11 protein-coding genes and 2 pseudogenes are annotated in these 12,754 nt (G+C 40.0%); 10 read left to right on the top strand and 3 right to left on the bottom strand.

Features of this window, described 5'->3' with window-relative positions:
• Positions 1 to 294: 294 nt before the first annotated feature.
• Together HT669_RS06200 and HT669_RS06195 are read right to left on the bottom strand one after the other, a co-directional pair.
• Positions 295 to 1,377: a DEAD/DEAH box helicase gene (locus HT669_RS06200; protein WP_172922294.1), complete on the bottom strand. Its 1,083-nt coding sequence runs from the start codon at positions 1,375 to 1,377 to the stop codon at positions 295 to 297.
• A complete protein-coding gene (locus HT669_RS06195; RefSeq protein WP_172922295.1) occupies positions 1,374 to 2,351 on the bottom strand; it encodes a Gfo/Idh/MocA family oxidoreductase in 978 nt (325 codons plus the stop codon). Before HT669_RS06195 ends, HT669_RS06200 begins: the two co-directional genes overlap by 4 nt.
• A gap of 196 nt (positions 2,352 to 2,547) precedes the next feature.
• Here HT669_RS06195 and HT669_RS06190 point away from each other — a divergent pair, with 196 nt between their 5' ends.
• The 9 genes and pseudogenes from HT669_RS06190 (at position 2,548) to HT669_RS06155 (ending at position 12,182) form a co-directional block, all read left to right on the top strand.
• Positions 2,548 to 3,522: an Rpn family recombination-promoting nuclease/putative transposase gene (locus HT669_RS06190; RefSeq protein ID WP_000603335.1), complete on the top strand. Its 975-nt coding sequence runs from the start codon at positions 2,548 to 2,550 to the stop codon at positions 3,520 to 3,522.
• Positions 3,523 to 3,527: 5 nt separating this feature from the next.
• Positions 3,528 to 3,638, top strand: a pseudogene (locus tag HT669_RS11140) (flagellar assembly protein H domain protein); the annotation flags it as partial.
• A 487-nt stretch (positions 3,639 to 4,125) separates the two neighbouring features.
• Positions 4,126 to 4,725, top strand: coding sequence for a DUF6088 family protein (locus HT669_RS06185; RefSeq protein WP_000998387.1), 600 nt, complete (start codon positions 4,126 to 4,128; stop codon positions 4,723 to 4,725).
• Positions 4,726 to 4,959: 234 nt separating this feature from the next.
• The gene (pgdA, locus tag HT669_RS06180; RefSeq protein ID WP_044814436.1) at positions 4,960 to 6,351 is read left to right on the top strand and encodes a peptidoglycan-N-acetylglucosamine deacetylase PgdA; all 1,392 of its coding nucleotides are present in this window, start codon (positions 4,960 to 4,962) and stop codon (positions 6,349 to 6,351) included.
• 120 nt (positions 6,352 to 6,471) lie between these two features.
• Entirely contained in the window at positions 6,472 to 7,314 is an 843-nt protein-coding gene (locus tag HT669_RS06175) for an aldo/keto reductase (RefSeq protein ID WP_050223292.1), read from the top strand.
• Between the two features lie 272 nt (positions 7,315 to 7,586).
• Positions 7,587 to 8,348, top strand: a complete 762-nt coding sequence (locus tag HT669_RS06170) for an elongation factor Tu (protein ID WP_050223293.1) — start codon at positions 7,587 to 7,589, stop codon at positions 8,346 to 8,348.
• Positions 8,349 to 8,716: 368 nt separating this feature from the next.
• Positions 8,717 to 9,634 carry a glycine--tRNA ligase subunit alpha gene (glyQ, locus tag HT669_RS06165; RefSeq protein ID WP_023936433.1) on the top strand — a complete coding sequence of 306 codons (918 nt, stop codon included), beginning with the start codon at positions 8,717 to 8,719 and terminating at the stop codon, positions 9,632 to 9,634.
• A gap of 211 nt (positions 9,635 to 9,845) precedes the next feature.
• The gene (gene glyS / locus HT669_RS06160; protein ID WP_000164732.1) at positions 9,846 to 11,882 is read left to right on the top strand and encodes a glycine--tRNA ligase subunit beta; all 2,037 of its coding nucleotides are present in this window, start codon (positions 9,846 to 9,848) and stop codon (positions 11,880 to 11,882) included.
• A 42-nt stretch (positions 11,883 to 11,924) separates the two neighbouring features.
• Complete coding sequence (locus HT669_RS06155; RefSeq protein ID WP_000371298.1) at positions 11,925 to 12,182, top strand: DUF896 family protein; 258 nt, start codon at positions 11,925 to 11,927, stop codon at positions 12,180 to 12,182.
• Positions 12,183 to 12,281: 99 nt separating this feature from the next.
• Here the strand turns inward: HT669_RS06155 and HT669_RS06150 are convergent.
• A pseudogene (locus HT669_RS06150) lies at positions 12,282 to 12,491 on the bottom strand (FAD:protein FMN transferase); the annotation flags it as partial.
• A 37-nt stretch (positions 12,492 to 12,528) separates the two neighbouring features.
• On the opposite strand from HT669_RS06150, the gene HT669_RS06145 reads away from it, so the two are divergent.
• Positions 12,529 to 12,754: transposase family protein (locus HT669_RS06145; protein ID WP_172933658.1), on the top strand; the 226-nt coding region annotated here is incomplete at its 3' end.

The following is a 12,754-nucleotide window of genomic DNA, read 5'->3' as shown; positions in this document are numbered from 1 at the left end:
CTTTTTTTTTCAGATATTGAACTAATACTCAATGAAAATCAAAGAGCAAACTAGGAAGCTAGCTGCAGGCTACTCAAAACACTGTTTTGAGNNAAACATGGTCTTGAGGTTGTAGATAAGACTGATGAAGTCAGCTCAAAACATGTTTTTGAGGTTGCAGATAAGACTGACGAAGTCAGTAACATCTATACGGCAAGGCGAAGCTGACGCGGTTTGAAGAGATTTTCGAAGAGTATAAAATTGAATTGCTTATAAAAAAGCTCTATACACCTGATGGGCATAGAGCAAAGGGGATTATTTGATATAGAGTTCTTGATTTTTTAGGACAATTTCACGGACACTTGCAAACTTCTTAAGTTTTTTGAGTTCTTCAGGATGGGTTACGAGAGTGATAACATAACCTTCCTTGCCCATACGGCCAGTACGGCCAGCACGGTGAGTGTAGGTTTCAATATCTCTAGGGACATCAAAATTTACGACGCATTCTAGGCTATCGATATCAATTCCACGTGCCAGAAGATCTGTTGCAAGAAGCAGGGTTAGTTGCTTGTCTTTAAACTTTTCTAAGATGACTTTTCTAAATTTGACATTGACATCACTAGCTAGAGAAACAGCCAAGATATCCCGATACTGTAGTTTTTCTTCTGCACTTCCAAGGTCTGATAGGCTGTTAAAGAAGACAAGACCTCGGAAATCCTCTACATGAGACAGTTTTCGTAGCATATCCACTCGGTGACGTTGGTCTACCTGCATGTAGAAGTGCTGGATGTTGTCCAATTTTTGGTCAGAAAGATCAATGGTACGTGTGTTAGGCGCAATCTTCTTTTGGTCAAACTTGGTCGTCGCACTCATATAGACAAGTTGGTGGTCACGCGGTGCGTAGTGAGTTATTTTCTCAACAAAATGAATTTGAGAATCATCAAGCAATTGGTCAAATTCATCCAGGATGATGGTTTCTACGTTCATCATCTTGATTTTTTTCAATTTAATCAGTTCAAAGATACGGCCAGGGGTTCCAATCAGAATTTCTGGTCCTTTTTTGAGTCGTTCAATTTGACGTTTTTGACTTGAACCTGGTAGAAAGAGTTGGGCTGTCAAGCCGACAGCTTCTGACCACGTTTTACATACGTCAAAAATCTGTCCAGCAAGCTCTGTATTTGGTGCTAGAATCAAGAGTTGTTGGGCTTTTTTCTTTTGTAGTCTGAGAAGACTTGGTAGAAGGTAAGCTAGGGTCTTACCAGTTCCTGTTGGGCTCACTCCTAGGAGGTTTTCTCCAGCAAGAAGGGGCTCAAATAGTTGGGTTTGAATGGGAGTGAATTCTTGGAAACCGAGTTGGTCACTCAGTTCTTGCCATTCAGTCGGTAGTTTGTTTTTCATTTTTCTGCCTCAAATCTAATGCCAGCAGTCTGGCGCATAGTATATAGTAGCTCATGAACTGAACTTGCATCATCCAGCCAATTCTGGTAGAGTGTCTGGTCTGGTTGCTGAATCATCTGTGCAAATGCAGCGACTTCCTCAGTCATCGTATGAGGAGCCTGTTGGATAGGGAGCTGGACTTGATTTCCTTGGTGGTCGGTAAAAAAAGCTGAGCGAATATGCTCAATGGTGTTGAGGGTCAAGGTACCATCTGTCGTATAAATCTCGCAAGGAAGATTGGAAGTGATATTTTTTCCAGCTTTAATATGAACTTGATAGTCAGGGTAGAAGAGGATACCGTCTCCATTTAGGTCCATGCTATTGTCAAGCTGTTGAGCCATGTAGGTTGCGTCCTCAGCCTTTCCAAAGAGACGAACGGCAGCGTAGAGAGGATAAATCCCCAAATCCATAAGTGCTCCACCAGCAAAACGCTCTGAAAAGACATTGGGCGTATGCCCAGCCAACAAGTTAGGCATTTTGGAAGAATATTTGGCATAGTTGAAATCTGCCCCCAAAATTTGTTTGTCTGCTAAAAAGTTTTTGATGATAGTGAAAGCTTTTTCATGGTAATTACGAGCTGCTTCAAAGATAAAACAGTGATTTTTTTCAGCTGTTTGAACCAAATCCGGCCAGTCTTGTGGCTGAGTGACAGCTGGCTTTTCAAGAATGACATGTTTACCTGCAGACAAGGCAGCCTTTGCCTGAGCAAAATGCAAGGAGTTTGGACTGGCAATATAGACTACATCGAAGGAGCTCTTGAAGAAGTCTTCTAATTGATCAAATAGTTGGATATCCTGATAGCGAGAAGCAAAGGTTGCTGCGGTTTCAAGTTTCCTAGAATAGACTGCGACCAGCTGGTATTTCCCACTAGTATGGGCTGCTTCTATGAAGTGGTGGCTGATATCGCCAGTGCCAATGATACCTAATTTAAGCATAAATACTCCTTTTCTGATTTTAAATCCTTCTTTTATTATAACATAGATAGACGGGACTATCCAACAGAGGGGAAAAATTTCAAATAAGCGATTAGCTTTCTTCTGAAGAAAAGCTTTCTTTTACGAATAAATAGATAGAAGCATCAAATCTAGCAAATTAGATTAAAAAATGTGCTATAATAGAAGGAGGAGAAGGATGATTCTAAGACATCCGGGCATTAGCCCGACCAACGACTTGGTTGCTAAGAAAATTTTTAGCAATCCAGAAATCACTTGTCAATTTATTCGCGATATGCTGGACTTGCCAGCAAAAAATGTGACGATTTTGGAGGGAAGTAACATTCACGTCTTGCCTTCCCTGCCCTACTCGGCGCAGGATTTCTATACCAGTATAGACGTCTTGGCGGAGTTGGATAATGGCACTCAAGTAATCATTGAAATCCAAGTCCATCATCAGAATTTTTTCATCAATCGTTTATGGGCTTACCTGTGCAGTCAGGTCAATCAAAATCTTGAAAAAATTCGCCAGCAAGAAGGCAATACTCACCAGAGCTACAAACACATCGCACCAGTATACGCTATTGCAATTGTGGATAGTAATTATTTTCAAGATGATTTGGCTTTCCACAGTTTTAGCATGCGAGAGGACACGACAGGTGAGGTCTTAACCATCACAAATAACGGTCAGGAAAACCATCTGGTTAAGATGGCTTTCTTGGAACTAAAAAAATACAGAGAAACCAGCAAAGACAAGGTTCGTAAACCATGGTTAGAGTTTTTCGGGAATAAACCCTTTACCCAGCAGCCCGAGCGAGCCATCAGCCAAGCAGATCAACTGCTGGACTACAAGAGTTGGTCCGAGGAGGATAAGAAAATGTTTAGTGAACAACGCAGGCGAGAAGAACAAGCCATGTTAGCACAGGACTATGCCTTAGAAACTGCTAGGGCGGAAGGGATTGAACAAGGACTGGAGCGCGGTCTTGAACGTGGGCGAGCTGAGGGCATTGAACAGGGAATTGAACGTGGACGAGCTGAAGGCATCGAACAGGGATTAAAAGTAAGTTTAGCAAATCTAGTTCGTCAAGGTCTTCTAACACCTGAGGTTGCGAGTGAGCAATTAGGCATGACTGTGGCTGAGTTTGAAGAACTATTGAAAGAGCATCATAAATAAGACCTAAAAAATACAGAGAAACCAGCAAAGACGAGGTTCGCAAGCCGTGGTTGGAGTTTTTTGGCAACAAGCCCTTTACCGAGCGAGTCATCAGCCAAGTAGACCAACTGCTGGATTAAAAATTAGGAAATATCGTGTAGAAAATAGTAACAGATTTTATCTCTTTGTGGGATGAAGTCTGTTTTTTTGTATGATGGGCAGGTCCTACATCTGAGTGGCAAGTTCTCCGTAGGTATCCGCTATTGGTTAATGCATAGCATATCTGAATGAAATAAGAACTAAACAAATCAGTCAGGAAAGTCAAAGTAATTTCTATTATAGTAGATTGAAACTAGAATAGTGCGCCTCTACTTCTAAAACATTGTTAGAAATCGATTTGACTGTCCTGATCGAATCGTCCTATTCTTATTTCATTTTACAATATAAAAGAAATAAATACGGCTGACTATCCTGATTTTTATAATCAAGCGATTACTGAAATAAGAAATGGGATAAAATAGATAGAGATGTTACATAAGAAATTGTAAGAGGTCTGTTCCCTCTTGATAAAATGACTCTCGCACCCAAAATAGCATCATATTCGGTGCAAAGGAGGTGCGATAGATGAACGATAAGCAGGAAATAGTAAACAGGATAGAAAATTTTGAATCGAATCAAGTTTTTATAGCAAATGATTTCTTTGAAATTGTAGGATATGAAACTGTTCGTAGTACATTAAATCGTCTTGTAAAAGACAAAAAGGTTACTCGCATTTTGAAAGGTATTTATTATAAACCAAAATATATAGAACTGATTGGAGAGTATGCAATGGCCTCTGTGGATGAAGTTGCTGATGCTATTGCTAGAAAATATAATTGGACCATTGCTCCATCGGGAAACACAGCCCTTAATTTACTTGGTCTATCTACGCAGGTACCAGCAAAATGGATCTATATATCAGATGGAAGATATGCCAGTTTTAATGTTGGTAAGGCAAGAATAGAATTTAAGCATAGAAATAATGGAGATATTTCAAATATGTCAACCTTAACTGCAATGGTGATACAATCTGTCAAGGCAATGGGGAAAGAGAACATTACTTCTCAGCAGATTGACTACTTACGGAAAAAATTATCTGAAGAAGAAAAGTCAACATTACTAGCTGAAGGTAAAACTACAAGTGTCTGGGTATATAGTATTATCAAGAAAATATCAGAGGTATAGGGATGTTTGAGGATAAATCGACTGGGAAAAATAAATCAATTTCTCAGAATGTTTTTAGAAGTGACGGTGTCTATTCTAGCTTCAATCTACTAGAAATTCCATAGATAGAAAACTAGATGGTTCCTATAGATAGGGCTGATCTAGTTGATGTGAGATGCTTTGGCTTGCTAGAGGAATTGTGGATTGCCAAACTGTATCATTGAAATTATTGCTTAAATTTGTTATGATATAAATATGAATAAAAGTAGACTGGGACGTGGCAGACACGGGAAAAAGAGACATATATTATTGGCTTTGATTGGTATTTTAGCAATTTCTATTTGCCTATTAGGCGGATTTATTGTTTTTAAAATGTATCAGCAAAAAAGCTTTGAGCAAAAGATTGAATCGCTCAAAAAAGAGAAAGACGATCAATTGAGTGAGGGAAATCAGAAGGAGCATTTTCGTAAGGGACAAACCGAAGTGATTACCTATTATCCTCTCCAAGGGGAGCAAGTGATTTCGTCTGTTAAGGAGCTGATAAATCAAGATATTAAGGACAAGCTAGAAAGTAAGGACAATCTTGTTTTCTACTATACAGAGCAAGAAGAGTCAGGTTTAAAGGGAGTCGTCAATCGTAATGCGACGAAACAAATCTATGATTTAGTTGATTTTAAGGTTGAAGAGACTGAAAAGACCAGCCTAGGAAAGGTTCACTTAACAGAAGATGGGCAACCTTTTACACTTGACCAACTGTTTTCAGATGCTAGTAAGGCCAAGGAACAGCTGATAAAAGAATTGACTTCCTTCTTACAGGATAAGAAATTGGAGCAAGACCAGAGTGATCAGATTGTTAAAGGTTTCTCCGACCAAGACTTGTCTGCATGGAATTTTGATTACAAGGATAGTCAGATCATCCTTTATCCAAGTCCTGTGGTTGAAAATTTAGAAGAGATAGCCTTGCCAGTATCTGCTTTCTTTGATGTTATCCAATCTTCGTACTTACTTGAAAAAGACGCAGCCTTGTACCAGTCTTACTTTGATAAGAAACATCAAAAAGTTGTCGCTCTAACCTTTGATGATGGTCCAAATCCAGCAACGACTCCGCAGGCATTAGAGACTCTAGCTAAATATGGTGTTAAAGCCACTTTCTTTGTACTTGGGAAAAACGTTTCTGGGAATGAGGACTTGGTGAAAAGGATAAAATCCGAAGGTCATGTTGTTGGAAACCATAGTTGGAGCCATCCGATTCTCTCGCAACTTTCTCTTGATGAAGCTAAAAAGCAGATTACTGATACTGAGGATGTGCTAACTAAAGTACTGGGTTCTAGTTCAAAACTCATGCGCCCGCCTTATGGAGCCATTACAGACGACATTCGCAATAGCCTCGATTTGAGCTTTATCATGTGGGATGTGGATAGTCTGGACTGGAAGAGTAAAAATGAAACAGCTATTTTGACGGAAATTCAGCATCAAGTAGCTAACGGCTCTATCGTTCTGATGCATGATATTCACAGTCCGACAGTCAATGCCTTGCCAAGGGTCATTGAGTATTTGAAAAATCAAGGGTACACCTTTGTGACCATACCAGAGATGCTCAATACTCGCCTAAAAGCTCATGAGCTGTATTATAGTCGTGATGAATAAGCAACAAAAATGGGTCTGTCAGATATGTGATAGACTTATTTTTTACAGAAGAGAAGATAGTACTAATTAGTAAAAAATATTTTATGCTATAATTGATGAATAAGAGAGAAGGAGGAGTATATGAATACTTATCAATTAAATAATGGAGTAGAAATTCCAGTTCTGGGATTTGGTACCTGGAAAGCTGAAAATGGAGAGATTGCCTATCAAGCTGTACTAGAGGCTTTAAAGGCAGGCTATCGCCATATCGATACGGCAGCTATTTATAAAAATGAAGAAAGCGTTGGTCGTGCCATTCAAGATAGTGGTATTCCGAGGGAGGAAATTTTTGTAACCAGCAAACTCTGGAATAGAAATCACAACTATGAGCAAGCTCGTCAGGCTTTTGAAGAGTCTTTAGAGAAGCTGGGCTTGGAATATTTGGATTTGTATTTGATTCATTGGCCAAATCCAAAACCGCTCAGAGAAAATGACCAATGGAAAATCCGAAATTCAGAAGTCTGGAGAGCGATGGAGGAGCTTTATCAAGAAGGCAAAATCCGTGCTATCGGGGTTAGTAATTTCCTTCCCCATCATTTGGATGCCTTGCTTGCAACAGCAAAAATTCTTCCAGCGGTCAATCAAGTTCGCTTGGCGCCAGGTGTCTATCAAGAGGATGTCGTAGATTACTGTCGAGAAAAAGGAATTTTATTGGAAGCTTGGGGACCTTTTGGTCAGGGAGAACTATTTGATAGCAAGGAAGTGCAAGAAATCGCAGCAAATCATGGAAAGTCTGTTGCTCAGATAGCCTTGGCCTGGAGCTTGGCAGAAAGATTTTTACCACTTCCAAAATCTGTCACAGCCTCTCGTATTCAGGCTAATCTTGATTGCTTTGGAATTGAACTGAGTCAAGAGGAACGAGAAACCTTAAAAATGATAGCTGTTCAGTCTGGTGCTCCACGAGTTGATGATGTGGATTTTTAGAAAATCATAAAAAGAATTGTACATTGTTCTAATTTTTGATATAATAGTCAACAGGAAAGAAAGTCTTATGGCGTTCTTCAAGCGAGCTTGGGATAGTGGGAGCCAAGTAGGACAAGATAAAGAGCTGGCGCTTTCTGTAGAATTTTCAAAAACAATGAAGTAATAAATTAGGGTGGAACCGCGTTTCTGACGCCCCTAGGTTAAGTCAACCTAGGATTGTCGGACGCGGTTCTTTTGCTTATTCAGTCTATTGTGTGAAAGAAAGGAGAGACGTGGAAAACCTTTATCTTGTAAAGGACGATAGTCAACTAGCTGCATTTCGTGATTTTGTAGTAAGAAATACTGAAAAGTTGAAAGATTATCAATCTTTTTTAAAGAATGAACTTGCAGTTTGTGATTTACCGCAAGCCGTTATTTGGTCAAGTTTTAATGCTGCTACACAGATTATTAGGGAAAGCGCTGTTCCAGCCTATACAAATAATAGACGAATGGTTGTGACGCCTGATTTAGCTGTTTGGAAAGAGTTGTATTTGTATCAGTTGATGGACTACGAGTGTTCTCAGCAAACTCAAGCAATAGAAAGTCACTATCATTCTTTATCTGAAAATTTCCTCTTACAGATTGTAGGACATGAGTTAGCTCATTGGTCGGAGTATTTTTTAGATGATTTTGATGGTTACGACTCTTATATCTGGTTCGAAGAGGGAATGGTTGAATATATTAGTCGCAAGTATTTCTTGACAGAAGAGGAATTTCAAGCGGAAAAAATTTGTAATCAATCTCTTGTAGAACTTTTTCAGAAGAAGTATGGTTGGCATTCATTGAATGATTTTGGTTCTTCGACCTATGATAAGAACTATGCAAGTATTTTTTACGAATACTGGCGTAGTTTTTTGACAATAGATAAGTTGGTAGAAAATCTAGGTAGTGTACAAGCGGTCTTCGATTCTTATCATTTATGGGCAAATACAGATAAAACTCTTCCCTTGTTAAATTGGTTTGTTCAACAGAAATTAATTGAAAAAGAAATATAAAAACTAAAGGAGTAAACAATGTCTAAGAAATTAACATTTTACTGCGTCAGTGGCAGAGACCTCCTTACAGTCGGGCTACCCCACACTCAGCACTAGAGTGCCTGAGCTAGACGCAGTACTAACTCGTCTTGCCTCGTATGATCGACGAGGCAGACTCGTGTCGCAAGTAATTTATATAAAAAGGAGTAAACAATGTCTAAGAAATTAACATTTCACTGCGTCAGTGGCAGAAACCTCCTTACAGTCGGACTGCCCTACGCTCAGCACTAGAGTGCCTGAGCTAGACGCAGTACTAACTCGTCTTGCCTCGTATAATCGACGAGGCAGACTCGTGTCGCAAGAAATTATTTTTTATTAAGGAGTATTCAATGTCTAAGAAATTAACATTTCAAGAAATTATTTTGACTTTGCAACAATTTTGGAATGACCAAGGTTGTATGCTCATGCAGGCTTATGATAATGAAAAAGGTGCGGGAACCATGAGTCCTTACACTTTTCTTCGTGCCATTGGGCCTGAGCCATGGAATGCGGCTTATGTAGAGCCATCACGCCGTCCTGCGGACGGTCGTTACGGTGAAAACCCTAACCGTCTTTACCAACACCACCAATTCCAAGTGGTTATGAAGCCTTCGCCATCAAACATCCAAGAACTTTACCTTGAGTCTTTGGAAAAATTGGGAATCAATCCTTTGGAGCACGATATCCGTTTTGTTGAGGACAACTGGGAAAATCCATCTACTGGTTCAGCTGGTCTTGGTTGGGAAGTTTGGCTTGATGGGATGGAAATCACTCAGTTCACTTATTTCCAACAAGTCGGTGGATTGGCAACTGGCCCTGTGACTGCGGAAGTTACCTATGGTTTGGAACGCTTGGCTTCTTACATCCAAGAAGTAGATTCTGTCTATGATATTGAGTGGGCCGATGGTGTAAAATACGGAGAAATCTTTATCCAGCCTGAGTACGAGCATTCAAAATATTCATTTGAAATTTCGGATCAAGAAATGTTGCTGGAAAACTTTGATAAGTTTGAAAAAGAGGCTGGTCGTGCCTTGGAAGAAGGCTTGGTTCACCCTGCCTATGACTATGTTCTCAAATGTTCACACACCTTTAACCTGCTTGATGCGCGTGGTGCCGTATCTGTAACAGAGCGCGCAGGCTATATCGCTCGTATCCGTAACTTGGCCCGAGTTGTAGCCAAAACCTTTGTCGCAGAACGCAAACGCCTAGGTTACCCACTTTTAGATGAAGCAACACGAGTTAAACTCTTAGCAGAAGACGCGGAATAAAGAAAGTGACAAATTACGAAAATGGGCGAACAGTGTGAGCCCTGAACCAGTTGCAGCAGTGATGAAGGTATCCTTAGTGAAACTAAGGATACTAGGCAAAATTGGAGACTTTTGGCTCCAATTTTAGCAATGAAACAACGAAGTTGGTTGCTTGCGTACCAATCACATAAGGCAAACTGGAAAATAAAAAGATATTTTTCGGAGAAAAAACATGACAAAAAACTTATTAGTAGAACTCGGTCTTGAAGAATTACCAGCCTATGTTGTCACACCAAGTGAAAAACAACTAGGCGAAAAAATGGCAGCCTTTCTCAAGGAAAACCGCTTGTCTTTTGAAGCTATTCAGACCTTCTCAACACCACGTCGTTTGGCTGTTCGTTTAACTGGTCTTGCAGACAAACAGTCTGATTTGACAGAAGATTTTAAGGGGCCAGCAAAGAAAATTGCATTGGATAGTGATGGAAACTTCACCAAAGCAGCTCAAGGATTTGTCCGTGGGAAAGGCTTGACTGTTGAAGATATCGAATTCCGTGAAATCAAGGGTGAAGAATATGTCTATGTTACCAAGGAAGAAATTGGTCAAGCAGTTGAAGCCATTGTTCCTGGTGTTGTAGATGTCTTGAAGTCCTTGACTTTCCCTGTCAGCATGCACTGGGCTAACAACACCTTTGAATACATCCGCCCTGTTCACACTTTAACTGTTCTTTTAGATGAAGAAGAGTTTGATTTGGATTTCCTTGATATCAAGGGAGGGCGTGTGAGCCGTGGCCATCGTTTCTTGGGACAAGAAACTAAGATTCAGTCAGCATTGAGCTATGAAGAAGACCTTCGTGCACAGTATGTAATTGCAGATCCACGTGAACGTGAGCAAATGATTGTTGACCAAATCAAGACAATCGAAGCTGAGCGTGGTGTAGGTATAGAGATTGACGCTGATTTGCTGAATGAAGTCTTGAACTTGGTTGAATACCCAACTGCCTTTATGGGAAGTTTTGATGCTAAATATCTTGAAGTTCCAGAAGAAGTTTTGGTGACTTCAATGAAGGAACACCAACGTTACTTTGTTGTCCGTGATCAAGACGGTAAACTATTGCCAAACTTCATTTCTGTTCGTAATGGAAATGCAGAGCATTTGGAAAATGTTATCAAAGGAAATGAAAAAGTCTTGGTCGCTCGCTTAGAAGATGGTGAATTCTTCTGGCGTGAAGATCAAAAATTGGTCATTTCAGATCTTGTTGAAAAATTAAACAATGTGACCTTCCATGAGAAGATTGGTTCCCTTCGTGAACACATGATTCGTACGGGTCAGATTGCTATTCTCTTGGCAGAAAAAGCAGGCTTGTCAGCGGATGAAACAGTTGACCTAGCCCGTGCAGCAGCAATTTACAAGTTTGACTTGTTGACAGGTATGGTTGGTGAATTTGACGAGCTCCAAGGAATTATGGGTGAGAAATATGCCCTTCTTGCTGGTGAAACTCCAGCAGTGGCAACTGCTATTCGTGAACACTACATGCCTACATCAGCTGAAGGAGAACTTCCAGAGAGCAAGGTTGGTGCAGTGCTTGCTATTGCAGATAAATTGGATACGATTTTGAGTTTCTTCTCAGTAGGTTTGATTCCATCAGGTTCTAATGACCCTTATGCCCTTCGTCGTGCGACGCAAGGTGTAGTTCGTATATTGGATGCCTTTGGTTGGCACATTGCTATGGACGAGCTGATTGATAGCCTTTATGCTTTAACATTTGACAGCTTGACTTATGAAAATAAGACAGAGGTTATGAACTTTATCAAGGCTCGTGTTGATAAGATGATGGGTTCTACTCCAAAAGACATTAAGGAAGCCGTTCTTGCAGGATCAAACTTTGTTGTGGCAGATATGTTGGAAGCAGCAAGTGCTCTCGTAGAAGCAAGCAAGGAAGAAGACTTCAAACCATCCGTTGAATCACTCTCTCGTGCCTTTAACTTGACTGAGAAGGCAGAAGGAGTAGCCACAGTTGATTCAGCTCTCTTTGAGAATGAAGAAGAGAAAACCTTGGCAGAAGCAGTAGAATCACTCGTTTTGTCAGGGACTGCCAGTCAGCAATTGAAACAGCTCTTTGCTCTTAGCCCAGTCATTGATGCATTCTTTGAGAATACCATGGTTATGGCTGAAAATGAAGCAGTCCGTCAAAATCGTTTGGCAATCTTGTCTCAATTAACCAAGAAAGCAGCTAAACTTGCACGTTTTAACCAAATCAATACCAAATAAAATCTGTTAAACGGATTAAATCTTATCATAAAGGAGAGAAACATGGATCCTAAAAAAATTGATCGTATCAATGAGCTTGCCAAAAAGAAAAAAGCAGAAGGCTTGACATCAGAAGAAAAAGTGGAACAAGCTAAACTACGTGAGGAGTACATTGAAGGTTATCGTCGCTCTGTTCGTCACCACATTGAGGGAATCAAAATTGTGGACGAAGAAGGTAATGATGTTACACCAGAAAAACTACGTCAGGTACAACGTGAAAAAGGATTACATGGTCGTAGTCTTGATGATCCAAATTCATAATATGTATTCTTTCTTTTTTAAAACTAAATGACTATAACATGAGATTTCCTTTCTCTTTTTACATAATACAATTTTAAAACTCCATTGAAACAGTTGTCTCTATAGAGTAGGAATTCCTGAAGAACAGCTTAGGTGACCTTCTTTATCGATGAGGATGGCTTCGATGCCCTCAAAACTTTCGACTTGCCAGAGGATAGAAGCATGTCTTTCTCCAAAGAGTCGAGTCGTTCAGATTTCGCCATCGACTGATTTATCAGAGATGATTGTTAGACTCGCTAGTTCCGTTTCAACAGGATATCCTGTTTGATTAGACTTCCTGCGAAACAAAACATGGTATAGTAGTTCTATGAATTATGAAGCAAGTAAACAACTAACTGATGCACGATTCAAGCGTCTTGTTGGTGTTCAGCGCACCACTTTTGAAGAGATGTTAGCTGTATTGAAAACAGCTTATCAAGGTAAACACGCAAAAGGGGGACGAAAACCTAAACTAAGCCTAGAAGACCTTCTTATGGTCACTCTTCAATATGTGCGAGAATATCGAACTTATGAACAAATTGCGGCTGATTTTG

The organism is Streptococcus sp. 2100 (assembly GCF_013276335.1).
Classification (GTDB): Bacteria; Bacillota; Bacilli; order Lactobacillales; family Streptococcaceae; genus Streptococcus; species Streptococcus pseudopneumoniae.
Note: the sequence above shows the minus strand (reverse complement) of the source record. Positions and strands in the feature narration are given on the sequence as shown.

What these genes read in the sequence shown, in the direction of transcription:
- HT669_RS06200 (WP_172922294.1), bottom strand. Translation starts at nt 1,377, where the DNA reads ATGAAAAACAAACTACCGACTGAATGGCAAGAACTGAGTGACCAACTC.
- HT669_RS06195 (WP_172922295.1), bottom strand. Translation starts at nt 2,351, where the DNA reads ATGCTTAAATTAGGTATCATTGGCACTGGCGATATCAGCCACCACTTC.
- HT669_RS06190 (WP_000603335.1), top strand. Translation starts at nt 2,548, where the DNA reads ATGATTCTAAGACATCCGGGCATTAGCCCGACCAACGACTTGGTTGCT.
- HT669_RS06185 (WP_000998387.1), top strand. Translation starts at nt 4,126, where the DNA reads ATGAACGATAAGCAGGAAATAGTAAACAGGATAGAAAATTTTGAATCG.
- pgdA (WP_044814436.1), top strand. Translation starts at nt 4,960, where the DNA reads ATGAATAAAAGTAGACTGGGACGTGGCAGACACGGGAAAAAGAGACAT.
- HT669_RS06175 (WP_050223292.1), top strand. Translation starts at nt 6,472, where the DNA reads ATGAATACTTATCAATTAAATAATGGAGTAGAAATTCCAGTTCTGGGA.
- glyQ (WP_023936433.1), top strand. Translation starts at nt 8,717, where the DNA reads ATGTCTAAGAAATTAACATTTCAAGAAATTATTTTGACTTTGCAACAA.
- glyS (WP_000164732.1), top strand. Translation starts at nt 9,846, where the DNA reads ATGACAAAAAACTTATTAGTAGAACTCGGTCTTGAAGAATTACCAGCC.
- HT669_RS06155 (WP_000371298.1), top strand. Translation starts at nt 11,925, where the DNA reads ATGGATCCTAAAAAAATTGATCGTATCAATGAGCTTGCCAAAAAGAAA.